Consider the following 23,925-nt stretch of genomic DNA (forward strand, 5'->3'; position numbering starts at 1 on the left):
CCTTGCCAAATACAAAATTCTTCACCCTTCGGGTTCGGAATGACATGAGTGGGGTAAGATTCCTCGTCGCTTCCGCTCCTCGGAATGACACAGGAGGGGATGCCAATCTCGCTATTTCAACGTTTATTTTGAAAAAAACTTTTTCAGTACAGTTTTCACTATCTCTTTATCCTCGGGATATAAGCCAAGCAACGTTAAAACTCCAAGCATTGTTACAAAAGCTATACCAGGAACCAATAGCGTCCCTACTAAACTCGTTATAAAATATCTCAATATAAGCACAACAAACGTTGTTATAAACCCAGCAATCGCTGGTTTTATATATTTCAAGTTGTAGGGCAGCATTTTAAGTGCAATATAAACTTCTATTGACTTAACTATATTAACTGTCGAAATTGCAACCATTCCACCTATCGCAGAACCTATTATTCCATACTTTGGAACCAGCCATATATTCAATCCTATGTTCAAACTCGCAATAAAAACACCGTTTATCATCTCGTATCGCTGATATTTTGTCATTGAAAGCATTAACCCATTGGAACCTACCGCAGCATTTACAAACTGACCAAGCGCAAGAAATATGAGCACATATTTTGCTCCTGAAAATTCTTTTCCAAATATCTTCAGAATACTCTCAGAATATATTATTATCCAGATAGTTATGGGAAGCGTTAAAGATATAATCCATCTTGTTATATCAGAATATAATTTCGAAAGTGTTTTCTTATCTCCTGTATGATAAAGCTCAGAAATCATAGAGGAAAATATCGAATTAAAAGCCATAAGGAAAAATACGGTTAATTGAGCGACAGTATCAGACACAGTATATAATCCAACGCTTTTTGAATTTAAATACATTCCCAGAATTAATTTATTCACCTGACCCATAAGAAAATACGTAAAACTTACAAATAACATGTTTGAAGAATATTTCAAAAGTTTCTTTCTTTCAACACGAGGCTTTATTTCACGATTAAACAAAAATGGTGCGTATTTTTTAAAACTCAGAAATAAAAGAACCAATATTACTATCGTTGAAATTACAGTTGAAGCTATAGCACCTGCAAGTTTATACCCTAAAAAGTAAAATATCAGGAAAAAACCTATTCTTATTATCCTTTCAACAACTTCTTTATAAAAGAAAAAGACAGAAGGTCTTTTTAACCCTTGAAAAGTGCCTGAAAAAAGATTTAAAAAAGAATAAAACAATAAGATTACAGAAAACCACGGCAAAATAGATATAAGTCTTTCATCGTGAAATATATTGATTGCTACAAATCTTCTAAATATAACCAGAGCAATTGAAAGTATTATGGACAATATACCTGTAATTTGAAAAGACGCAAATATTACACCTTTCGCATTTGAAATATTATTTTTTCCAAGGTATTCCCCAAGAAACCTGGTCTGACCTGAGCCCATACCAAAAACGGCCACCATTACTCCAACATTTGCAACTGTAAGACCAAGAGAATATAGCCCATATTTGTCAGCACCAAGAAGCCTCGCAAACAGTGTTTGCAGGGCAAAACCAAAAATAAAGCCTAAAACTCTACTACTAAACACTAATCCCGCTTGTTTTGTAACAGTCTTTACATACCTATTGTATTTTTCGGTCAAACACTGCACCTCCGAATTTTACAAAAAATAATTTAACACAAAGTTTCTTATATCATATATTTCTCCTGGCACATCACCTTCTGAAGAAATTACAATCCCATCTACTGCGTGATTGGCATCATCTGGCCCTGTATCATTCTCATGAAGCCAGATACTTTCATTTCCAACTGTTCCCATTGAACGCCACTTTAAATTACCAAAATATATTATCAAATCAGGGGCAATGTTTCTTACTTCTTTATAAACTTCTTCAGGCTTAAACACTCTGGTTCCTATATTATTCCCCTGTTCATCTGTGATATTTTCCAGTTCTTTTATCAGCTGATCTCTAAAACTTTCATATTCCTCTTTCTTTACTATACCATTTGGTTCTCTTCCTTCAACGTTAATAAACAACCTACCGTAATATCCTCCCATTCCCCAGGCTTTTGTCTTAGACCAATCTATCATTCCATCAGATATAAGTTTCCCTATTCTGGTTGGTTTCTCAGGCCTTTCTTTAAGGACAAGATAGCCTTTTTCAATGAGCCAATCATTAATTGCTATTCCTCCATCCATTTTTTGAATCCCGTGATCTGAAGTAATTATTATAACAGTGTCATCGGGGAAGAGTGACACTAATTCCCCTATTTTTTTGTCAATATATTTATAATAATCTCTTATAGCACTTTTGTATGGGCTATCTGGATCATGTTTAAAGTGGGTGCTATCATGATGTGCCCAAAATGCATGATGCATTCTATCCACACCTATCTCAACCATCATAAAGAAATCCCATTCTTTTTCTGTTACAAGATGCTTTGCTACCTCAAATCGTTTTTCTGTCATCTTGTATATATCTTTTAAAAGTCTATCCTTGTCGTTAGTTCTAAAATTTTCAACATCAAACATATATTCCCCAACCCAATTTTTTATTTCTTTTTTCAATTCTTTTGGATAAGTAAAATCCACATCGGTACCCGGTGTAAGAAAACTTGTTACGAGATTTCCGTTAAGCTTTTTTGGAGGGTATGTAAGTGGAACACTTAATACTATACTTTTATAACCTTTCTTTGAAAGGGTATCCCAGATTGTTTCATCTTTTATCATCCTCGAATTTGCAAATGTAACAGAATCGTACGAGTAATCTTTGCGATTCCTGAAACCATATATTCCAAGTTCCCCTGGATCTTTTGACGTAACCATTGACATCCAGGCAGGTACAGTTATTGGAGGAATCGTTGATCTTAAAGGTCCGTAACTTTTTGCTATTTTTTGTATATTGTAAAGCTCATCCCAGAATTCTTCAAACATTAATACGGGATCAGCACAATCCAGTCCTATAACAGCTACTTTTTTTGACATGTTCAAAGCCTCCTTTTCACACCAATTTTTCAATAATCCTTTTTGTCATTCCGAACAAATGTGAGGGGGATGTCATCCTGAGAAGCGGGAAGGCGAAGGATCTTATTTTTTACTAACTCTCGCCAACACTCGCTATTTTCTCACTTCTCCCCCTGATAAAATTCCATAAGAAGCCTTGCCACTTCCGGTCTTGTAAACTCTGCAGGGGGCATTTCACCATTTGATAACATTTCTCTTACCTTTGTACCGCTCAGGAATACATGATTTTCTTTATCGTGTGGACAGGTTTTACTCGTTGCCATATTACCGCATTTTTTACAATAAAAAGCGTGTTCAAATTTCAACGGTACTATTCCTATCTCTTCTGGTTTAAATTGATCAAATATTTCCTGAGCTTCATACGTTCCATAATAATTACCAACACCTGCATGATCTCTTCCAACAATAAAGTGGGTACATCCATAATTTTTCCTGCATATTGCATGAAATATCGCTTCTCTTGGACCTGCATACCTCATGTTAACAGGGAAAACTCCCAAAAATACCCTGCTTTTTGGGTAATAATGCTCAAGGATTACTTCATATGAATGCATTCTCACTTCCGCAGGAATATCTCCTTTTTTTGTTTTTCCAACAAGAGGGTTAATAAACAATCCATCTACCATTTCAAGTGCTGTTTTCTGAAGATATTCGTGAGCTCTGTGAATGGGATTTCGTGTCTGAAATGCAACAATTGTTTTCCAGCCTTTTTCTTCAAAAATTTTTCTGGTTTGCACTGGATCATATCTGTATTCATTAAACTTTTCATGTTTTATCCTGTTGAGAAGTGTTATCTTTCCTCCAAGTGCTACATCTCCCTGGCTGTATAAAAACGCAACACCTGGATGTGCATCTTCATCTGTTTTATAAACCTTTTTTGCTTCTTCTTTCTTTCTTCTTTCAAACCTCTCTTCGAGGTGAAGTACAGCATATATTTCTCCCTCGTAATATATTGCTATATCTTCTCCTTCTTTAAATTGATTTGCTATATCTTTATCTACCGAAAGCACAATAGGTATAGACCATACTATTCCATTGCTTAGACGCATATTTTCAAGAACGTTATCATAATCTGCTTTTGTCATAAATCCTTCAAGAGGACTAAAAAGACCTGTGGCAATATTCTCAAGTTCAGATACGTCCCAGTAGGATACCTGCAACTTTTTCATTTCTTTGACTCTTTTCAGAAGTTCTTCGCGCTTTTCTCCTGTTGCTATTCTGTTTACAAGTTTTCCTCCATGTGGTTCTATCATTTCTTTACCCTCCTTTTATTTCGCATTTTTTATCTTTACACCAGGTGTATATAACCGGCTTTAATATTTGCCAGTAAGGATTGTAACCTCTTTTGTAAACAAAAATGTATTTATCTCCTTTGATATCATCAAGCACATTTATAAATTTGCCTTTTACTTTTTTTGATCTAACATTTATCCCTTTTTCTTTCAAAAATTTTTCCGCATCATTTACAAATTTATCCGCCATTTGTTCATATTGCTTTTTTAAAAAATTTGCTATTTCCTCTATTGTTTTATCCCCAAGCCATCCTTTTTCCACAGCAATTTCTGCAGCAAGTTCCACTATTTGCTCATCTATTATCTCAAGTAAAAAAACTTCGCTTTCCTTTTTAGCTACCTTTAAAAGCACTTTTTTGTTTTCTTTGAAATCTATTGGAACAAGAAGCGTCATATTATCACCTTCCAGACTACTGTGCCAAAAAGTATTATAGAAACTACAGCAACTACTTCCAATAAAATCCCATATTTTATGGTATCGCGTAAGTCTATCCGCCCCGTTGAAAGCGCTATTGCCACCGATGGCGAACTCATTGGCAGCATGAATGCAAATCCTGCGGGAATCGTAACAGCAAGTGTTGCAAGACGTGGGTCTATACCCATACGAGTAGCGGCAGGAAGTGCTATCTGCATAAGCATTACAACAACCGCTGAATTGCTCATCGTTTCTGTCAATACCAAAGCACTTATGCTGAGAAGTACAAGAAATAAACCTCCCGGCATATTTTTTATATACTCTACAAACCATGAAGCAACTCCTGTTTGCTGGAGCATCTTTCCCAGCACTATAGCCCCACCATACATTAATATAATTCCCCAATTCACATCCTCTTCCACTTCTTTCCATTTAATTAGCTTCAACATAAACAAAATTATAACCGCAGCAAGTGATATATTAGCTATCCCAAATTTTTCGCCATATGAAAACCAAAAAAATATCGAAGCTGCCATAATCATTCCAACCTGAATTTGTCGTTTTGTAGTAGAGATTTCTTCCACGTGAATTTCCAACTTTTCATAAGGTGTTATTTTAAAAAGTAAAATACTTGATGCTATGGAGGTTGTAACAACAATTGGCAAAGAAGCGATACTCCATTTTGAAAATGAAATACTTTGTCCGTTCCACGCCTGTAAAAGAGCAATAGCAAGAGGCCCTCTTGCCCCTCCAAGTAACGTCGCATTACTCCCAATTATTGCTCCCCACATTACAGAAAAAATAAGCGGTTTTAGAAGTTTTTCACTGCTTCTTACCTCCAGAACGATAGGTATCAATATTGCCACAACCGCATGGCCGGACATAAGAAAGGAAAGAAACATAGCTGTATACTGAACAAATAATACCAGAGCTTTAGAACTTTTCGAAAGTTTTATCATTGAAAAAGCTATCTTTTTGCTCAGTCCTGAGCGTTTAAAAGCCGACGCCAGTATAAATGACCCAATAAGAAAAAATACAGCAGTATTGCCAAAATAACTATAAACTTCTTTAGAACTTGCAAGGCCCATTAATGGAAAAGCAACAATGGCAAAAAGACTTGTTATCATCAAAGGGACAACATTTGTTATCCACCAGAAGAGACTGATAGCAAAAACACTCAGGGCTTTAAAGCCCTGAATAGTCAAACCAGCTGGAGGTGATAGGAAATAGGGAAGTAAAAAAACGATCAGAGAAATTCCAAATATTATCTTTCGTTTCATATTAATCTAAATACCCTAAGTCCCTCAGCCTCTTTTTTATTATTTCTTCCTCTTCTTCGCTGAAAACCTGTTCTTCCTGTTCATCGCTTTTCAATACTTCTTCAAGAACAAAAACTACGTATTCATCGACACTATTAAAGCCAAATTCCTCAAGATTCTCTTCTATTTTTTTGTAAAGTTCGTCAGGAATGTTCACCTGTTTCATATACCCACCTCCTCAAAAAATGGATTGATATCTTCCAAAGGTACTTCCATTCCAAGTTGTATATCTTTATTGTTGCCATGAAAATCACTTCCTGCTGTTATTAAAAGATCAAATCTCTTTGCAAGATTTTTATATTGCTCAATCTGTTTTTGTGAATGCTCTGAATAATACACCTCAATGCCTCTAAGACCATAAGAAATTAGCTTTTTTAATAAATTTTCCAGTTCCTCATCATCAAGGTGAGTTTGATACGGATGAGCAAGTACAGCTACCCCACCAGCCTGTACAATTAGCTCTATTGCTTTGTCTGGATTCAATCGCTTTTTATCTATGTAAAACAACGCACCTTTTTTTAGATATTTGTCAAACGCTTCCTGGTAAGATGTTACATAACCTTTTTTTAAAAAAAGCTGAGCAAAGTGAGGCCTCCCTATAAGATCTTCCCCTGCTATCTCCCTCAGTTCATCCATTGTTATATCAAAACCATATTTGTTCATCTTCTCCACCATTAATTCGTTTCTTTTTGACCTATATTGTTGAAGCTGTCTTAATACCCTGTTCAATTGTTCATTATCTGGATCAACATTATAGCCAAGAATATGAAGTGTCCCTGGAAATTCCGCGCTTATTTCTACACCGGGAACAAACTTTAAATTTCTTACATTTACATTTTTTACACCGTCAATAGTGTCATGATCTGTTATAGACAAAAACTCGATCTGTTTCTCCAGAGCAAGTTCAACGATTTCTTCAGGAGAGTATGTCCCATCTGAGACTGTAGTATGCACATGCATATCTACAAACACGCTATATTATCCCCTTTTCTTTAAGATAATTCATCACTTTTTCCACTGACTCTTCCAGACTTTCTTTATCTGTTTCTATCAATATTTCAGGATTTTCAGGTTCCTCATAAGGTGCGCTGATTCCTGTAAATTCTTTTATTTCTCCAGAAAGTGCCTTTTTATACAACCCTTTTGGGTCTCTTTCAATAAGAACCTCTATTGGGCATTTTACAAATATTTCAATAAACTCTCCATCTTTTAATAGCTTCCGCGCTCTTTCCCTATCAACTTTATATGGAGAAATAAAAGCAGTCATTGTAATAACTCCAGCATCAACGAATAATTTTGCAACTTCTCCTATTCTTCGAATATTTTCCTTTCTATCTTCAGGAGAAAAGCCAAGATCACTGTTAAGCCCATGTCTTATATTATCGCCATCTAAAACATATGCCAGCTTTCCCATATCATGAAGTCTCCACTCAACTTCTCGAGCAATAGTAGATTTTCCAGAACCGGAAAGCCCTGTAAACCAGAGTAAAACTCCCTTTTGTTTTAAAAGCTTTTCCCTTTCTTCTTTAGATACCTTTCCTTCATGCCAGTAAATATGTTTGGATTTTGGTTCCACCTTTAAAACACACCTCCTTGATTTCTAATCAAAATACCCAAGATCTTTTAATCTTTTTTTCAAAGCTATTATTTCTTCTTTTGTGAGTTTTTCAAAACCAAGTTCATCTGTTTTTTCATGCTGCTCTACATCAAGCGTTACTAAATCTCGTAGTACATCTACAATGAACTCAGTAACACTACCGTAGCTCGTGTCTTCAATTATTTTTTTTATTCTTTCATACAAAAGTTTTGGAATTTTGATAGTAACCTTTTCTCTCAAATCAATCACCTGCACTCTTATTGTACTCTTATAAGACTCTTATCGTAGTACATTATACCATAATTTCACGTACAGGTAATTTAAAAATCCCTCCATTTTTGCCAGGCAATGAGCCCCAACTCTTTTGCTTTTTATTTTTTTACTAATTCTCGCAAGATCCTTCGTCGTTTCCCTCCTCAGGACAGGCCTCGCCAATCTCGCTAACTCTCGCCAACCTCGCTAATTATAAGATTCCTCGTCGCATACGCTCCTCGGAATGACAAAGGAGGTGGATTTCTCGCCTTCCCGCTCCTCGGAATGACAAAAAAGGAAGTCATCCTGAGAAGCGTCAGCGACGAAGGGGATGTCATCCCGAGGAATGTAATGACGAGGGATCTTATTTTTTTACTAACTCTCGCTAACTCTTGCTAATCTTGCTAACCTCGCCAATCTCGCCAATAATAACGAACTTATTATTTATTTAACTTTAAAGCAACATGAATTATAAATAGAGATAGTAAAATATCCTTAGTAATCCTTGGGAGGGAGAAAAATGCCTCAAAAATTTGTAGTGGTAACAGGTGGTGTGTTAAGCGGAATTGGTAAAGGAATCTTTTCAGCCTCTTTAGCGCGCCTTTTAAAAGACAGTGGAATAGATGTAAACATTTTAAAAATAGACCCATATTTAAACGTAGATGCAGGCACAATGAACCCAAATCAACACGGTGAAGTTTTTGTCACCGAAGATGGGTATGAAGCTGATCTTGACCTTGGACATTATGAAAGATTTCTTGGAATTAACGTCTCACGTCGCAACAACATAACTGCTGGCCAGATATATTCTTCCGTTATCCAGCGCGAACGCGAAGGCAAGTATTTAGGCTCCACCGTCCAAATTGTTCCACATGTTACTTCAGAAATTAAAGAGCGTATAACCTCCATGAAGGGAGAAGTTCTTGTTATTGAAATAGGTGGCACAGTAGGTGATATAGAGGGAGAAGTTTTCCTGGAAGCTGTCCGAGAATTAGCTTTTGAAGTGGGAAGAGAAAATTTCTTGTTTGTTCACGTAACTTACGTCCCTTATTTAAGGACAACCAATGAATTTAAGACAAAACCCACTCAACAATCAGTACAGCTGTTAAGAAGAATAGGGATTCATCCAGATACTGTAGTTGTCAGGACTGAAACTCCAATAGATGCGAATAGTCTTTACAAAGTTGCACTCTTTAGTGGAGTGTCAAGAAACATGGTTATAAACTTGCCAGACGTTCCAAACGTTTACGAGGTTCCAAATGTCCTTCATTCCCTTGGTATTCATAACTTAGTAGGAGAAAAACTTGGATTAAAAATCATCGACAAGTTTTCCTGGAATTATCCAAAATCATTCCAGCCACTGAAAATCGGAATTGTTGGTAAATATCTCGGAACAGATGATGCATACAAAAGCATAATAGAATCTATATATCTTTCCGGCGTTCAAAAACCTGTGGTAATAGATGCTCAGGAACTTGAAGAAATGGCAGATGAGCAAATAAAATATTATCTTGAACAGTTTGACGCTTTAATTATCCCGGGAGGATTTGGTCGACGAGGAATCGAAGGGAAAATAAAAGCTATAAAATATGCAAGGGAAAACAAAAAACCTATTCTTGGAATATGTCTTGGAATGCAACTTATGGTTATAGAGTTTGCAAGAAATGTAGGTGGTTTAACAAAAGCAAACTCTACAGAATTTGACCCGGAAACCCCTCACCCCATAGTGAACATGATGGAAGAACAAAAAAAGATATTGCATCTTGGAGGAACAATGCGCCTTGGCGCTCAAAAAACGCTAATAGAAAAAAACACATTACTTGAAAGAATTTACAATGGTAAAAATCTCGTCTACGAAAGACACCGTCATAGATATGAAGTTGACTCTGAAAAATTCAAAAATCTATTTAAAAAACCTGGAGAACCTGGAAACAAACTTATAATCTCAGCTAAATCAGATTTTGTAGAAGCGATAGAACTGGAAAACCATCCGTTCTTTGTTGGAATACAATACCATCCCGAATACAAAACAAGAGTTGGAAACCCTCATCCCATTTTTAACTGGTTCGTTAAAGTAGCAGGAGGAAAATAATATGCTCATGGATTATCACATTCACAGTAATTTTTCACCAGATTCAAAAGCTTCTGTTGAGCAAATTATAAAAACGGCACGCAGCCGCGGTATTGAGAGTATAATAATAACTGATCACTACGAATTATCAAATAGCCTTCATGATACGAAATTTGACGTTAACGAATATAGAAAAACTATGGAAAAACATTGCCTTCCCGTGGGAGTGGAATTTGGCTGGGATGGAAAAAAAGAAATAGATATCGACTTAAAGCAATTTGATTTTGTTATACTGTCATACCATAATTTCGATACACCTGTAAACCAGAAAGAATACAAAAAGTACCTTGAAAACCTTTTTTCTATAATCAAAAAATTCGATAGCTACCACGTTTTAGGTCACCTCGACTTTCCAAGAAGATATCATGAAAATTATGAAGCATTTTCAAAAAAATTGTTCCCTTTAATAGAAGACATATTTAAAGAAATTATTTTAAATGGAAAGGGTATTGAAGTTAATACAGAAAGTATGTTAAAATATGGAGAGCCAAATCCGTCCATAGATATATTAAAAATATACAAAAATTCAGGAGGAGAATTTATAACAATTGGTTCAGATGCGCATAAGATCGAAAACATAGGAAGAAACGTAAAATCCGCTCTTGATTTGTTAAAAGAAATAGGCTTTAAATATGTTAGTACATTGAACTCTGAATGGAATATGATAAAAATAGATATTTAAAGTCGAATTGAAACTCAGAGTTGAAAAGATCTTAAAGAAAATTATGTAAAATTAAGATACAATTTGAAAAATTAAAAAAGGAGGAAGGAAAAAAGATGGCTATTAACGCTAAACAGGTTAAAGAATTAAGAGATAGAACAGGAGCTGGCATGCTCGATTGTAAAAAAGCTCTTGAAGAAGCAAATGGTGATATGGAAAAGGCCATTGAAATTTTAAGGAAAAAAGGTATCGCAAAAGCTGCAAAAAAAGCTTCTCGTGCAACAGGCGACGGTATAATTGCTTCATACGTGCATTTCAATAAAAAAATCGGTGTTCTTGTTGAGCTCAACTGTGAAACAGACTTCGTTGCAAGAACAGATGAATTCCAGGAACTTGGCAGCAAAATCGCAATGCATATAGCAGCTATGTCCCCAAGATGGGTAAGACGCGAAGATGTTCCTCAAGAAGTTATAGAAAAGGAAAAAGAAATCTACAAAGATCAACTTAAAGATTCTGGAAAACCAGAACACGTTATTGAAAAAATCATTGAAGGTAAGTTAAACAAATTCTTTGAAGAAAATTGTTTATACGAACAAAAATTTGCTTTTGACGAAGAAAAAACTGTGGAAGAGCTTATTAAAGAAGCAATTGCAAAGATAGGTGAAAATATCAGAGTTTCAAGGTTTATTAAGTACACTGTTGGTGAGTAATAATTTTCTTTGCAAAAAAGCTCCACCTACAATCTGGTGGAGCTTTTTTGTTGTTTTCAATAAAATTAAAGTAACTCCATAAAAACAGCAAATCTTTTATTTGTTTTTTCTTTTCTATACGAAAAGAAAAGGGATGTTGCAGAATAAGTATCTATACCTGTTATCTCTATATTCTTAACTCCTATTTTAGATAACGATAATTCAATAGATTTCCATAAATCAACGAAAATTCTTTTCCCTTTATTTTTCACAACTTCTTCTCCAAATTTAGTGCGAAATTTTCTTGCTACATCAATGCCAACCTCAAAACTTTCCGGACCAATTGAAGGTCCAAGAACCACACACAAATTCTCTGGCTTTGATCCAAAATATTTTTCCATACTTTTTATAGTTTTCACACCAATTTCAAGCAATGTTCCTTTCCATCCAGAATGCGCCAATCCAATAGCGTGTTTTACAGGATCATATACCATTATTGGAACGCAATCTGCAAACAAGGTTAGCAAAATTATATTCTTCTTATTCGTTATCATTGCATCTGTGTTTTCTAACTTTCGTCTCCAAAAATCTAATGACAGATCTCTTTCATCCACAAACACTACTCTATCCCCATGAATTTGCTTTGCAACTACCAACCGTGATAAGTCAATATCTAAAGCCTCAGAAACTTTTATATAGCTTCTGATAACACTTTCGAAATTTTCTGGTGAATTTATATTGAAATCTAATGTTTCTTTGTTTGCATCTGCACGTATCGTTATAAAGTGTCTCAAATTTCTAAATTGTTCAAACAATGGAATTGTAAGATAACGAATACCTCTTAGCTGGTTAACTCTGAATTTATTCAAAATCTTCCTCCCATTCCTTTTTTATCTACTAAAAATTCTATCATAGCATTAAAAATTATGAAAAATTTCTCAAAATTTTCCTAATAGTACTTATTTCTAATCTATATACCTGCATACTTTGTATAAATTATCACAATCACACTTGAAAAAAAGAAAAAAACTGTTATAATTATTATTGCAATTGAGTCTCAATATCAGATGTATATAATTCAAAGGAGGTTTTATCATGTCAGCATTTCTTATAACATTTCGCGAAACTTTAGAAGCAGCACTTATTGTTGGTATAGTCCTTGGATATTTGCATAAAGTTTCCCTATTAAACCTTCGTAAAAACGTCTGGATAGGTGTTTTACTGGGAATAATTGGAAGTATTTTAGGAGCCTTCCTTTTCCAAGTAATAGGAAGCGGGTTTGAAGAAAGAAACAAAGAAATTTATGAAGGTATCATCACTCTATTTGGAGCTTTTCTATTAACTACTGTCATACTGTGGATAAACAAAAACAAAAATATCGAAGAAGAATTAAAACAAAAACTGGAAGATATAAAATTTTCAAAAACCCTCGGTCTCCAACTTATTTTACTTATATCAGTTGCAGTATTAAGAGAAGGTATAGAAACTGTTGTCTTTTTAGAATCTGCTATGGTAAGTTCTGAAACCGGTGCGCTATTTCCTTCAAGTCTTGGAATTATAACTGCTATTGTTCTTGCTTACTTACTTTTCAAAGGCGTTTTGAAAATGAACTTAAAAACTTTTTTTACATTCACAAACACCCTTTTAATATTTTTCGCAGCTGGCCTTATTGCATACGGTGTTCATGAGCTTCAAGAAGCGGGATTTATACCTGTTTTCGTAGAACATGTTTACGATATAAACGGATTTATTAACGAAAAAGGTTTCCTTGGTGGAATATTGAAAGGACTTTTCGGATACAATGGAAACCCATCTTTAATAGAAATTATCGTATACTGGACGTACCTAATTCCCGCTTTAATGATGAACTTAAAAACCAAAAAATAATTGTTATAACTCAATACTACAGAATTAAGAACTATAAATTATGCTCTTTGAAAAAATTATCCGTAAGTCTTAAAATGCGTTTTCTAAATATGTATGAAGATAGGTGTCCACTGAAAAGCTTATAAATTTCTTTATGTGTTGCGTTTAATTTCTCATAAAGTTCCAGCGTTGCATCTTTTGGTATAAAAACGTCAAAAATTGCTCGAAACATTATTGTTGGTACTTTTACAAATTTTGCAAATACAATTGGATCATATTCATAACAGGCTATGGGGGCTGTATCTTTTTCTATATCTGGTTTTTTTAATTTTGAAATAAACTTCCAGAATTTCTCATCGTGGTAATCCGCACATTTCTGCGGATTACATTCTTTATTTTTTTCATACTGAACTCTTAAAACTCTCGTTATAAAACTTTTCCATGTAATATGATAAAAATTCCCTCCTGTAACGCATAAAGATAACCCTTTTATTTCTTTATCAAAAGCAGATGCAATTGTTGAAACCATACCTCCAAAACTAAACCCCATCAAATATAATTTGCCCCCAAAAACGCTTTTTAAATAATTTAAAGAAGTAAGTGTATCAACTACTGCATGCTCGAAGCGTGCTCTGAGGGTAAAATTATCCGTTGTTGAAAGGAATAACTGACCACTTTTGTAACCAGCTGGTGTTCTTTCAAAATGATACGGTAAAATCATAAGCGCAGCAACGTAACCCAATTTAGCAAATTCTTTCGGAAACCACTTTAAATACTTCAAATTTCTCGTGCCAAGTCCATGAACAAAAAGAAGCGTTTTTCCATTCCATTTCTCAGGTTCATATATGTAGAGAAAAAGCCTTTCTGACTCTTTATAATCACACGGATAATTCGAAAAAAGCACCACTTTTGAATTTGTTCTTTCAATAATTTTTGGAGTCACATCGTAATCTTTTACAAAAATCACCGCTATCCCTCCTTTGGGGGGTCTATGTATATTTTATCACGAAAGATACTATAATATATTACATTTTTAAGCAAATAAAAAACGTTCGGGATGTACCCACCCGAACGTTTAAGAAACAAGAATTATTCACAAAAAGAATTATTTTACATCTTAAATGACCTCAGATAATTGTTCAACTCTTCCACAGCATCTGTTAATTCATCAGAATATTTCTTTACATCTCCTATTTGAGTAGCCTGTTTTTCCACCTGACTTGCCATTTCTTTTATTTTCTCTTCAACTTCTACCACATTACCCGTTACTCTGTCTATCGCTGCACTCACTTCTTCTGCAGCGCCACTTTGTTCTTCAGCAGTAGCAGCAAGGTCATTTGTCATTACTGAAATTTCTTCTATTTTATTAAGAAGCTGTCCCATAGACTTTGACACTTCATCAACAGAATCAACGGATTTTTCCACCTTTTCATTTACATCTTCTGTAGTTTTTGCCACCACTTTTGCCTGACCTCTTATGCCTTCGAGAATTTCAGCTATCTTTTGAGTAGCTCCTCTACTTTCCTCTGCTAATTTTCGAATTTCATCCGCGACTACAGCGAATCCTCTACCGGCTTCTCCGGCTCTCGCGGCCTCTATAGCTGCGTTTAGCGCCAAAAGGTTTGTTTGTTCTGCAATATTTGTAATAGTCTCCACTATTTCTCCTATCTGGTTTGATGATTTTTCCATTTCCTTTACAGATTCCAGCGATTCTCCCATAGTTTTGCTTATTAATCTTATAACTTCCCGAAGCTCTTCCATTTTCTTGGAAGATTCTTCAGCTCTTCCTTTCATATCTTCCGCGCCACCAGCTAAATTCTCAGAGTAATTTGCTATATTCTGCGCGCCACTTGCTATTTCTTCCATTCCGCTGTTAGCCTCTTCAGTAGCTGCTGCAACATCCTGAATTTGCATTGTAGCCGTTCTTACTGTTTCAGCTGCTTCTGCCGATGCTTTGTTTGATTCCTCTACAAGCTCATCCATCAATTGCGATACAGATGAAACCTGCGCTCCTAATTTCATTACTTCTCCTACTGTTCTTTTAAAACTATCTATTAGCATTTTAAACGCGTTATTTAACTGCGTTATCTCATCTTTTCCCTTTTTCTCTTTGAGTTCAACTGTTAAATCATTCTCTGCAACTTTTCTGGCTATATTGCTTATCTCTATTATCGGTTTTGCTATAGACTTTGAGACAAAATAGGCTAACACACCTGCACCAATCGCTATTAACACTCCCACCAATATCCCTGTGTTTATTATCATCACAGCTTTTCCTATCACTTCACCGTACGGTATTATCGCCATTATTTTTATAGGCAAATCATCTACTTCTACAAAACTTGCAAATTCCTTTTCACCATTGAACGTATATTCAACATTTCCTTTGCTCTTTTTCAGGGCTTCTGCAACACTTTCCAGACCTTTTTCTTTTGCTATATCCAACTTATTCACATAACTTTCATCCGGGTGTGCCACCACTAAAGTTTTGTGGAGGATCACTATATATCCATTTTCTCCTATTTTTAAACCTTTTATCGCGTCCTGTAAAAGCGTTTGAGGATAAAAACCAACAAGTGCTGCTACAATATTTCCTGCAAAGTCTTTTACAGGAGTTATTATCGCTATGGTATTTTCTCCATTAAACACAAATGGAACCTCGAGAGTATATTCTTTCACACCTTCTAAAACATCATTTACACTGTGTGGAACTTCTGCTTCTATCTCTCCTTTTGAGCTAAACACAGATCCATCTTTAAGAATAAGATAAACACCCACATAACCTACCTTTTTCATAGCAGACTCTGCGTTTCTTACTCCCCATCCAAGTTGCTTTCTTCCAAGCTCTGAGGTAACATTCATTAAATATGGCGATAGTGAACCTCCTGTTCCATATTTATACAATGGATCTATTTTTTCCGAAATAGTTACCTCTATATCTTTACTAATGGAATCAAGAACCAGGCTATTTATTTCTCCTGCAGCACCTTTTAAATGTTTAAATGCTATAAAAGATGCTGTAAAAACACTTATAAACGTCGCTAATATGCCAACTAATACCAGAGAAAGTATCAACTTAGCTTGGAGTTTCATGCTGTCACCTCCAAAAATTTTTCCGTTTAAACGATTATACCACAAGTTAAAAAAATAACATCCTCTAATATTTCACAGCTTTCCAGGTTATTTTCTTTATACGCAAATTATACCATCATTTTTTGTGTTTTGTTATCTTATCATTATAAAGTATCTTCCAGATAAAAAAATCTTATTCTTTATTGTCATCCCGAGGAATAAAATAACGAGGGGGATGTCATCCTGAGCGTAGCGAAGGATCTTATTCTATTCTTTTTCCCAACCTCGCTAACTCTCGCTAACCTCGCTAACACTTGCCAAATACAAGATTCCTCACCCTTCGGGTTCGGAATGACAAAAAAGGGAGTCATCCTGAGGAGCGCAGCGACGAAGGATCTTTTCCTTACTGTCATCCCGAGGAATGAAATGACGAGGGATCTTATATCACCAATCTCGCTAATCTCGCCAACCTTGCTAACAAGATTCCTCGTCGCATTCGCTCCTCGGAATGACACAGGAGAGGGATTCCTCGCCTTCACGCTCCTCGGAATGACATAAAAAGAGTGTGTCATCCCGAACGCACGCGAGGGATCTTATTTTTTTTACCAACCTCGCTGTTTTTTTGTCATTCCGAACGTATGTGAGGGGGATGTCATCCTGAGGAACGAAGTGACGAAGGATCTTATTCTTTTTACTATCCCTCGCCAACCTTGCTAATCTCGCTAACTCTCGCCAATTATGTGTTATCATTTTAATCGATTATAAAACAAAAAAAAATAAAAAGCAGGTGAAAAAATGCTTGAAATTCCTCCCATGGAATTTACAGAACATTTCAACGCTCCCGTAGAAAGAGTGTGGAAACTTTTTGTGAATGAAAATGGATGGGACCCATGGTTTACTGATGGAATGAAAATGGAACTAAAAAATGGCGGAAAAATTCATTTTCGATGGAAACGAATAACAAACGGCGAAGAAGTAACTGACAACGGCTTAACCATCGCACTAATTCCTCACAGACTCTGGGAGTTCTGGTGGTATGAATATGAAGATGGATTTCGCTCACGAGTTGAGATAAAATTTCAGGAAAACGAAAATGAAGAAACATGGGTAACCATTGTAGACCACACATTGGTAAAAACCATCGATGAACTTCAAATAAGATATGGATGTGCCTATGGCTGGGGGCAAATGCTTCTCCTTGCAAAGGTATACCTTGAAAAGAAAATAATATTAATCTAATTAATTCACTTTCGGATTTACACTATATAATGGTGATGGTAAGTTACATCCACAAAATATCGTTATTTATAAACATCTTAAAAACAAACTGGAAAGAATTACATACTATATATGGAAAATGGATAGTTAGTACAACAAGATATATACTTACTTACCAGCGGTTAGAAAATTTATCTTAACTTTTTACCGGAACAGTTAATTCAAAATTTATTTTTAGATGTAAAACTCCTGATAACAACAGCTTATGCTAACAACTAACCACCAGAAGAAAAAATAAAAAAGCTTTTTACTACAAATTACCAATAGCAATTTTTAAACTTACCACTACTTTGGTAAATTTTGAAAATTTCGAGTGAAACTTTATAAATGGCTATCATATAAGAACTTATAAAATCTTATAAAAATAGAGTGATAACATAACTAACCAGTAGAAACGGCATATATATTATTATTACTATATAAGATAAAAAGATTGCGGTATAATATATCCAGCGCAAAGAGGAAAGGGTGAAAATTTGACACCGGAAAAATTCTTAGACCTTCTTGACTCCGAACAACAAGAGGCGGTAATAAACTCCACTGGAAAGGTTCTTGTAATCGCAGGCCCGGGAAGCGGCAAAACACGTGTAATTACGTACAAAATAGCATATCTCATAAGAAGCGGAATAAAACCTCACGAAATAATGCTTGTAACCTTTACAAAAGCGGCTGCGCGTGAAATGATCCAACGCGCAAAAAATGTTTCACACTCAACCTTAGACGGAATAACTGCCGGTACATTTCACCACATATGCAACATATTCCTGAGAAAATATGGAAAAACAATCAACATAAATCCAAACTTCACCATTCTTGACAGTGAAGACGCAAAAGACATTATGGAAAGCGCAAGAAGTGAAATTGTTCCCAAATCTGAACGAAAACACATTCCATCAGCCAAACAACTCCTGACAATAAATTCTTACATGAACAACACCTTATGCTCGCTCCGAGAATCAATCGCAAAACTCAACCCAAAATTTTTAGAAGCCGAACACATCATAGAACAGATACTAATAAAATACTCTGCAGAAAAAAACGAACAAAATGCACTTGATTACGATGACCTTTTAATAAACACTCTGCATATCCTTTCAACAGACTCGTATATCCGAAAGCGAGAATCTACAAAACTGAAATGGATTTTAGTTGACGAATTTCAGGACACTAACATTGTCCAATACAAAATAGCAGAGCTTTTATCTGAAACTCACGGCAATCTCATGGTAGTTGGTGATGATGCACAAAGTATTTACTCCTTTAGAGGTGCACGATTTGAAAACGTTGTTGAATTTCAAAAAAATGCCAGAATTTTCAAAATTCAAACCAATTACAGAAGCTCACAGGAACTGGTTAATTTCATAAACGAAATGCTCCCGGCAAAATCTGTTCCAAAAAAACTCAAAGCAATCAGAAAAACAGGTATAAAACCATTCTTAGTTGAAGTTTTTGACCATTACGACGAAGCAGATTTTGTTGCAAATGAAATCTTGAATTTCCATACTGAAGGGATTAACTTAAACGAAATCGCTGTACTCTACAGAGCTCACTCCCACTCCTTAGAACTTCAACTGGCTCTTTCAAAACTTGGTATTCCATTTAGGATATTCTCAGGACTACGTTTTACAGAAACAGCACACGTCAAAGATGTACTTGCATTTCTAAAAACTACTGTCAATCCTAAAGAAAAAGTTTCCTGGCTCAGAGTATTAAAGTTACTAAACGGAATAGGAAAAATAAAAGCCAATAGAATAAGCAACAAAATTATAGGCTCAGAAACACCTTACCAGACACTCACACAAATCAAAGAAAAAAGCGATGACTTTTCAAAATTGAAAAAAATATACCAGGATTCTCTAAAACTGGAAAATCCAGGTGATCGAATAAAGAAATTTTATGAAATATTCTACAACGAACACCTCGAGTATACCTATGATAACTATAGAGAAAGAAAAGAGGATCTGGAAAGACTAATTGAAATGGCAAGCTTTTACAGAAGTACCGAAGAATTTCTCACGGATGTACTTGTAAGCGAGTCATTTGAAATAACAAATAGTAACCTTGAACAACTCGAATACGACGAAAAAGTTACTCTAACCACGGTGCACCAGGCAAAAGGTCTGGAGTGGAAAGTTGTTTTCATAATAAGTGTAAATCCCGGAGATTTTCCCCACATAATGTCACTTAGAGATGGGAATATCGATGAGGAAGAACGTTTATTTTACGTAGCTATTACCCGCGCAAAAGATTATCTGTATATAATTTACAGCGCTGGAGGATCATCAAGAATTTTATATGGAAACGACTACATTTTAAGGTGCGGGAAAAGTTTCATCGACAAAATTCCATTTCATCTTGTTGAACACATTGAATACAAAGTGAGGCGATAATTTCTGGGAAAAATATTCGTTGGAACAAGTGGTTTTTCGTTTGGCGATTGGATAGGGGAAGTTTATCCTCGGGATATAAAAAATTCAGAGATGCTAAGCTTTTATTGTTTGAAATATGGATTTCCAACAGTTGAACTCAACTACACTTTTTACAGGATGCCATCTTACCGTTCAATTGTAAATTTTGCTCGTAAAACACCTCAAAATTTTGTATTTGCTGTAAAGTTGTTTGGGGGAATAACTCACGAAAAAAATATAGAGCATGTTGAAAAATTTCTCGAAGCTACCAAAATACTTTTAGAAGAGCGTCGAATTGTCGGATACTTGGCCCAATTTCCATTTTCGTTTAAACTTACAAAAGAAAATGTAAGATTTTTAATGCTTTTGGCTGATAAAATTCCGAAACTTTTTGTTGAATTCAGGCACAATTCATGGAGCATGTGGAAAAACAATTTAGAAGATACTGAAATAGTCACAGTGGATCTTCCAAAAATACCTGGAATGTATCCTTTCGAAATAAAAGCGAACAAGATCCTTTATGTTCGCCTCCACGGAAAAAACATGAAATGGTTTGAAGAAAATGCGAAAAAGCGTTATGATTATTTTTATACAAAAGAAGAATTAGAACTTATACTAAAAAAAATTAAAACCTTTCACGGAGATATCTTTGTTTACTTTAATAACTGTTACAGAGGGAACGCTTTAAAAAACGCTTTACTTTTCAGGAATTTATCTGGTGGTGAAAAAATTGGCTTTTTTGAATAGAAAAGAACATAAGAAAGCCCAACATAGTCAAATAAATGACAGGACAAGTTATACAGAATTTATTGAAGCGCTAAAAAGTGGTAAAGAATGGGCATATAGAAAACTTTACAGAGAATACGCCCCTAAAATTGGTTCACTTGCAAGAACCTATTTTAATACAGATGATGTGGACGATGTAATTCAAGAAGTGATGTTAAGAATATACAAGGGAATAAAAAAATTCAAAGGCCACTCGAGCCTATCAACGTGGATATACCGAATTACAATAAATGTGTGCAATTCTTTGTATGAAAAATATAAAAAGAAAAACGAAAAGACTTTCAGCGTTGAAAGTTCAGGTGATGAGAATAAAGAGATACAAATCGAAGATTTTAATAAAGATGTCCAGAGAGAAGTGGAATTGGAAATTTTGTACGAAAAAATACTTGAAATACTCGAAAAACTTCCAGAGCAGGAACGTATATTAATAAAACTTAGAGATATAGACGAGCTGTCTTATTCTGAAATAGCCAACATTTTGAATATTCCAGAAGGTACTGTAAAAAGCAGATTGCATAACGCAAGAGCTCATCTGAAGAAAGCGATCAAGGAGGCAGGATTGTTATGAAAGATGAAGAGTTGTATTTTAAGGTGTTAAAAGCGATTAACAGTCGAACTTGCTACAAGCCAGGTACATTATTGGAAGATAAGATTATAAAAGAGATATCTCGAAAAAGAAAAAACAACTTTTTTAAAACTTTTGTTATAGCACTTCTTGTTACAACTGCAGCGACATTTATGCTTGTTGATTTAATTTCTTTGAAAAACAAAAATTCAGAAGTATTATATTCTTCCAGCAATATAGAACAACAGATTCCTAAAAAATTTGAGCCTATATATAATATAAGCCTTGTAAGTGATGGGTTTTAGATTGAGTCGAGACAGATTGAGGTGAACCACTTATGAAAAAAACTCTTGGAATAGTGTACATTATAATTTTTGTGAGCATTATTTTCCCGGAAACCTATCATGCTTTTAGATTTATATTAGAATACGGTAAAAATTTTCAGACATTCAGATACGAAGAAATTTATTACAAAGATGGTGACAAAATAGTAATTGTAAAAGGTCCCAAAAAGATAACCTGGGTAAAACTTGGAAATAATTACTATATAGGTACTACCAATAAACTATTGAAATGTCCTCCAATTAAAGATCTTGAAGACATATTTAAAAAATACGCTTCAGAGCATAAATTAGGTCTAAACATGGATGGGGAAATAACAATTGTAGAAAATGCATTTTCAATTAAAGTGCAAACTCTTAATGGGAAAATCTACAAAATCATAAGAAAATTTAAAGATGTTTCCACTGAAATGCAATATACCTATGTCCCCAGCGTGTTTACATTTGATGAAATATTGGAGAGGTACGTATTAATTGAAAAAAGTTATATACCTGAAAGAATGTATAAAATTTTTAATGTTTTTCTGTGGTTTTCGGTAAGTTACATAAATAACAAATTAATAGTGAAAGCTGTTGATAAAGAAGGAGAAGAAGCTATTTTAGAAATTTCTGATAAATCTGGAGATTACAAAATAGATGAATACTATTTAACAATCAAGAAAGCTTCTGGAAAAACATGGAAGGAAATAGAAAATGCGCTCGGCGATAATAATTGATGGATATGTAGATGAGCCTGCTGTACTTGGAGTTCCACCATATGTAAGTACCTATCCCCGCTATATAGCGGGAACTTTATTTTTAAAAGATTTTGATGTTAGATACACTACAATAGATGAGGTGAGAAAAAAAGAGCAATGGGATAGTTTTAATGAATATGATGTATTGGTTATTATCAGTGGAGTAACTGTTCCAGGAAGATACATTGGAGGCACACCCATCACGTTAAAAGAGATAGAGAAAATATTTTCAAAAAATAAAAAACCATTCAGAATACTTACAGGAGCTGTATTACAAAACAGCAGAGAAGTTTTAAAAAACATTGGAGCAGATGAATTTGTTGAAGATTTTATTGAATATGCATTTGAAACAAATAATTACGAAATTAAAAGAACTGTCGCAGTAGAAGGTGCAAGAATTGTAAAATACCATCCTCGTTTTCCTGATATTATCTGCGAGATAGAAGTTTCACTTGGATGTGAAAGAAAAAACTACTGTACTTTCTGTAGTGAACCAATATTACACAAAGGTTTTTCTTCAAGACCTCTAAAAGATATAGTAGACGAAATAGAAGCATTGTACAAAGCTGGTGTAAAAGCTTTTAGATTGGGACGAAGCGCGAACATATTGGCTTATGGTATGGAAAAAAATTCTGGTAAAGTTAACAATAACTTAATATACGAGTTGTATAATAGTATAAGAAATGTTGCACCACAGTTAGAGGTTTTGCATACAGATAACGCCAATCCTGCTTTTATAGCAAGAAATTATCCTGAGATAGTAAATGCACTTGAAACCATTGTTAAATATAATACTGAAGGTGATGTATTATCATTTGGTGTTGAGTCTTTTGATCCATATGTAAGAAAAAGAAACAATATAGATGGTACAGTAGAGGAAATAGATTTTGCTATAAAAATTGTAAATGAAATTGGTAAAGTTAGAACCAGAAATGGGATTCCAAAACTTTTGCCAGGATTAAATTTTATATTTGGATTACCAGGAGAAAAAAAGCGTTCTTATGAAATATTATATGAAAAGTTGAATAACTATCTTTGTGATAACATTTTAATCAGGAGAATAAATCTCAGACAGGTGATAGTGGTTCCTGAAACACCGTTATGGTTTTATTCAAAAAGAAAAAAAATAAAGTTTGATCACAGACTTTTCAAGCATTACAAATATTTAATTAGAAACAAAATAGATATTGAAATGATTAAAAGAGTGTTTCCAATTGGAACAAGAATAAAGAATGTAATACCTGAATATCACGAGGGAAAATTGACATTTGCAAGACCACTTGGAACGTATCCTATCCTTGTGGGGATACCAGCGCATTTAGATAAAAAACGCGACATTTTGGTGGTGGGGTATGGTCCAAGATCGCTGACAGGAATAAGGGCGGATATAAAAATTTCAGAAGCAACAATGGACGAGTTAATGGCTATTCCAGGTATTGGAAGAAAAACAGCAGAAACGATTAAGGCAAAAGCTCCAGAAAGTTTAGTCAATACATTGTTGGGGGGGTAA

At 34.7% G+C, this 23,925-nt stretch carries 24 protein-coding genes; 12 read left to right on the plus strand and 12 right to left on the minus strand.

All coding sequences use genetic code 11. From position 1 onward, the window contains the following. Positions 1 to 123: 123 nt before the first annotated feature. The 9 genes from JYK00_RS02540 to JYK00_RS02580 all read right to left on the minus strand — a co-directional run bounded on the left by JYK00_RS02540 (position 124) and on the right by JYK00_RS02580 (position 7,869). Positions 124 to 1,623: a flippase gene (locus tag JYK00_RS02540; RefSeq protein ID WP_207567140.1), complete on the minus strand. Its 1,500-nt coding sequence runs from the start codon at positions 1,621 to 1,623 to the stop codon at positions 124 to 126. 18 nt (positions 1,624 to 1,641) lie between these two features. After that, entirely contained in the window at positions 1,642 to 2,967 is a 1,326-nt protein-coding gene (locus tag JYK00_RS02545) for an alkaline phosphatase family protein (RefSeq protein ID WP_207567141.1), read from the minus strand. A gap of 140 nt (positions 2,968 to 3,107) precedes the next feature. Further along, on the minus strand, positions 3,108 to 4,259 hold the full coding sequence (sat, locus tag JYK00_RS02550; protein ID WP_207567142.1) for a sulfate adenylyltransferase: 1,152 nt from the start codon (positions 4,257 to 4,259) through the stop codon (positions 3,108 to 3,110). A 4-nt stretch (positions 4,260 to 4,263) separates the two neighbouring features. Continuing rightward, a complete protein-coding gene (locus JYK00_RS02555) occupies positions 4,264 to 4,692 on the minus strand; it encodes a hypothetical protein (protein WP_207567143.1) in 429 nt (142 codons plus the stop codon). Continuing rightward, positions 4,689 to 5,993 carry an SLC13 family permease gene (locus JYK00_RS02560; RefSeq protein ID WP_207567144.1) on the minus strand — a complete coding sequence of 435 codons (1,305 nt, stop codon included), beginning with the start codon at positions 5,991 to 5,993 and terminating at the stop codon, positions 4,689 to 4,691. Before JYK00_RS02560 ends, JYK00_RS02555 begins: the two co-directional genes overlap by 4 nt. A gap of 1 nt (position 5,994) precedes the next feature. Beyond that, a complete protein-coding gene (locus tag JYK00_RS02565) occupies positions 5,995 to 6,198 on the minus strand; it encodes a hypothetical protein (protein WP_207567145.1) in 204 nt (67 codons plus the stop codon). Beyond that, positions 6,195 to 7,004, minus strand: coding sequence for a PHP domain-containing protein (locus tag JYK00_RS02570; protein ID WP_207567146.1), 810 nt, complete (start codon positions 7,002 to 7,004; stop codon positions 6,195 to 6,197). The genes JYK00_RS02565 and JYK00_RS02570 overlap by 4 nt, the downstream gene beginning before the upstream one ends. A gap of 1 nt (position 7,005) precedes the next feature. Then, positions 7,006 to 7,608, minus strand: a complete 603-nt coding sequence (cysC, locus tag JYK00_RS02575; RefSeq protein ID WP_207567147.1) for an adenylyl-sulfate kinase — start codon at positions 7,606 to 7,608, stop codon at positions 7,006 to 7,008. Between the two features lie 24 nt (positions 7,609 to 7,632). After that, positions 7,633 to 7,869 (minus strand): ribbon-helix-helix domain-containing protein, encoded by a 237-nt coding sequence (locus JYK00_RS02580; protein WP_207567148.1) that lies wholly within the window; start codon positions 7,867 to 7,869, stop codon positions 7,633 to 7,635. Between the two features lie 532 nt (positions 7,870 to 8,401). On the opposite strand from JYK00_RS02580, the gene JYK00_RS02585 reads away from it, so the two are divergent. From JYK00_RS02585 to tsf, 3 genes are all read left to right on the plus strand, one after another. Continuing rightward, positions 8,402 to 9,973 carry a CTP synthase gene (locus tag JYK00_RS02585; RefSeq protein ID WP_207567149.1) on the plus strand — a complete coding sequence of 524 codons (1,572 nt, stop codon included), beginning with the start codon at positions 8,402 to 8,404 and terminating at the stop codon, positions 9,971 to 9,973. A gap of 1 nt (position 9,974) precedes the next feature. Beyond that, positions 9,975 to 10,694 (plus strand): PHP domain-containing protein, encoded by a 720-nt coding sequence (locus tag JYK00_RS02590; protein ID WP_207567150.1) that lies wholly within the window; start codon positions 9,975 to 9,977, stop codon positions 10,692 to 10,694. Between the two features lie 95 nt (positions 10,695 to 10,789). After that, positions 10,790 to 11,383 carry a translation elongation factor Ts gene (gene tsf / locus JYK00_RS02595; protein WP_207567151.1) on the plus strand — a complete coding sequence of 198 codons (594 nt, stop codon included), beginning with the start codon at positions 10,790 to 10,792 and terminating at the stop codon, positions 11,381 to 11,383. A 65-nt stretch (positions 11,384 to 11,448) separates the two neighbouring features. Here tsf and pgeF read toward each other — a convergent pair whose 3' ends face one another. Continuing rightward, positions 11,449 to 12,231 (minus strand): peptidoglycan editing factor PgeF, encoded by a 783-nt coding sequence (gene pgeF, locus JYK00_RS02600; protein WP_207567152.1) that lies wholly within the window; start codon positions 12,229 to 12,231, stop codon positions 11,449 to 11,451. Positions 12,232 to 12,457: 226 nt separating this feature from the next. Here pgeF and JYK00_RS02605 point away from each other — a divergent pair, with 226 nt between their 5' ends. Next, positions 12,458 to 13,249 (plus strand): FTR1 family iron permease, encoded by a 792-nt coding sequence (locus JYK00_RS02605; protein WP_207567153.1) that lies wholly within the window; start codon positions 12,458 to 12,460, stop codon positions 13,247 to 13,249. 31 nt (positions 13,250 to 13,280) lie between these two features. Here JYK00_RS02605 and JYK00_RS02610 read toward each other — a convergent pair whose 3' ends face one another. Both JYK00_RS02610 and JYK00_RS02615 read right to left on the minus strand, forming a co-directional pair. Further along, positions 13,281 to 14,195, minus strand: coding sequence for an alpha/beta hydrolase family protein (locus JYK00_RS02610; protein WP_207567154.1), 915 nt, complete (start codon positions 14,193 to 14,195; stop codon positions 13,281 to 13,283). Between the two features lie 143 nt (positions 14,196 to 14,338). Further along, entirely contained in the window at positions 14,339 to 16,321 is a 1,983-nt protein-coding gene (locus JYK00_RS02615) for a methyl-accepting chemotaxis protein (RefSeq protein ID WP_207567155.1), read from the minus strand. A 774-nt stretch (positions 16,322 to 17,095) separates the two neighbouring features. On the opposite strand from JYK00_RS02615, the gene JYK00_RS02620 reads away from it, so the two are divergent. From JYK00_RS02620 to JYK00_RS02655, 8 genes are all read left to right on the plus strand, one after another. Continuing rightward, a complete protein-coding gene (locus tag JYK00_RS02620; RefSeq protein WP_207567156.1) occupies positions 17,096 to 17,539 on the plus strand; it encodes an SRPBCC family protein in 444 nt (147 codons plus the stop codon). A 29-nt stretch (positions 17,540 to 17,568) separates the two neighbouring features. Then, on the plus strand, positions 17,569 to 17,718 hold the full coding sequence (locus tag JYK00_RS02625) for a hypothetical protein (RefSeq protein WP_207567157.1): 150 nt from the start codon (positions 17,569 to 17,571) through the stop codon (positions 17,716 to 17,718). Between the two features lie 336 nt (positions 17,719 to 18,054). Continuing rightward, complete coding sequence (locus JYK00_RS02630; RefSeq protein ID WP_207567158.1) at positions 18,055 to 19,968, plus strand: ATP-dependent helicase; 1,914 nt, start codon at positions 18,055 to 18,057, stop codon at positions 19,966 to 19,968. 51 nt (positions 19,969 to 20,019) lie between these two features. After that, on the plus strand, positions 20,020 to 20,733 hold the full coding sequence (locus tag JYK00_RS02635) for a DUF72 domain-containing protein (RefSeq protein WP_266097028.1): 714 nt from the start codon (positions 20,020 to 20,022) through the stop codon (positions 20,731 to 20,733). Positions 20,734 to 20,764: 31 nt separating this feature from the next. Then, positions 20,765 to 21,340 (plus strand): RNA polymerase sigma factor, encoded by a 576-nt coding sequence (locus JYK00_RS02640; RefSeq protein ID WP_207567603.1) that lies wholly within the window; start codon positions 20,765 to 20,767, stop codon positions 21,338 to 21,340. After that, positions 21,337 to 21,642, plus strand: coding sequence for a hypothetical protein (locus tag JYK00_RS02645; protein ID WP_207567160.1), 306 nt, complete (start codon positions 21,337 to 21,339; stop codon positions 21,640 to 21,642). The genes JYK00_RS02640 and JYK00_RS02645 overlap by 4 nt, the downstream gene beginning before the upstream one ends. 32 nt (positions 21,643 to 21,674) lie before the next feature. After that, entirely contained in the window at positions 21,675 to 22,394 is a 720-nt protein-coding gene (locus JYK00_RS02650; RefSeq protein ID WP_207567161.1) for a hypothetical protein, read from the plus strand. Further along, positions 22,372 to 23,925, plus strand: a complete 1,554-nt coding sequence (locus tag JYK00_RS02655; protein WP_207567162.1) for a radical SAM protein — start codon at positions 22,372 to 22,374, stop codon at positions 23,923 to 23,925. Before JYK00_RS02650 ends, JYK00_RS02655 begins: the two co-directional genes overlap by 23 nt.

Source organism: Thermosipho ferrireducens (genome assembly GCF_017358165.1).
In the GTDB taxonomy this organism is placed as follows: domain Bacteria; phylum Thermotogota; class Thermotogae; order Thermotogales; family Fervidobacteriaceae; genus Thermosipho_B; species Thermosipho_B ferrireducens.

Bases quoted from the DNA above. Each gene is read 5' to 3' on its own strand.
- JYK00_RS02545 (WP_207567141.1), bottom strand. From the start codon at position 2,967: ATGTCAAAAAAAGTAGCTGTTATAGGACTGGATTGTGCTGATCCCGTA.
- sat (WP_207567142.1), bottom strand. From the start codon at position 4,259: ATGATAGAACCACATGGAGGAAAACTTGTAAACAGAATAGCAACAGGA.
- JYK00_RS02555 (WP_207567143.1), bottom strand. From the start codon at position 4,692: ATGACGCTTCTTGTTCCAATAGATTTCAAAGAAAACAAAAAAGTGCTT.
- JYK00_RS02560 (WP_207567144.1), bottom strand. From the start codon at position 5,993: ATGAAACGAAAGATAATATTTGGAATTTCTCTGATCGTTTTTTTACTT.
- JYK00_RS02565 (WP_207567145.1), bottom strand. From the start codon at position 6,198: ATGAAACAGGTGAACATTCCTGACGAACTTTACAAAAAAATAGAAGAG.
- JYK00_RS02585 (WP_207567149.1), top strand. From the start codon at position 8,402: ATGCCTCAAAAATTTGTAGTGGTAACAGGTGGTGTGTTAAGCGGAATT.
- JYK00_RS02590 (WP_207567150.1), top strand. From the start codon at position 9,975: ATGCTCATGGATTATCACATTCACAGTAATTTTTCACCAGATTCAAAA.
- tsf (WP_207567151.1), top strand. From the start codon at position 10,790: ATGGCTATTAACGCTAAACAGGTTAAAGAATTAAGAGATAGAACAGGA.
- JYK00_RS02605 (WP_207567153.1), top strand. From the start codon at position 12,458: ATGTCAGCATTTCTTATAACATTTCGCGAAACTTTAGAAGCAGCACTT.
- JYK00_RS02615 (WP_207567155.1), bottom strand. From the start codon at position 16,321: ATGAAACTCCAAGCTAAGTTGATACTTTCTCTGGTATTAGTTGGCATA.
- JYK00_RS02620 (WP_207567156.1), top strand. From the start codon at position 17,096: ATGCTTGAAATTCCTCCCATGGAATTTACAGAACATTTCAACGCTCCC.
- JYK00_RS02625 (WP_207567157.1), top strand. From the start codon at position 17,569: ATGGTGATGGTAAGTTACATCCACAAAATATCGTTATTTATAAACATC.
- JYK00_RS02645 (WP_207567160.1), top strand. From the start codon at position 21,337: ATGAAAGATGAAGAGTTGTATTTTAAGGTGTTAAAAGCGATTAACAGT.
- JYK00_RS02650 (WP_207567161.1), top strand. From the start codon at position 21,675: ATGAAAAAAACTCTTGGAATAGTGTACATTATAATTTTTGTGAGCATT.
- JYK00_RS02655 (WP_207567162.1), top strand. From the start codon at position 22,372: ATGCGCTCGGCGATAATAATTGATGGATATGTAGATGAGCCTGCTGTA.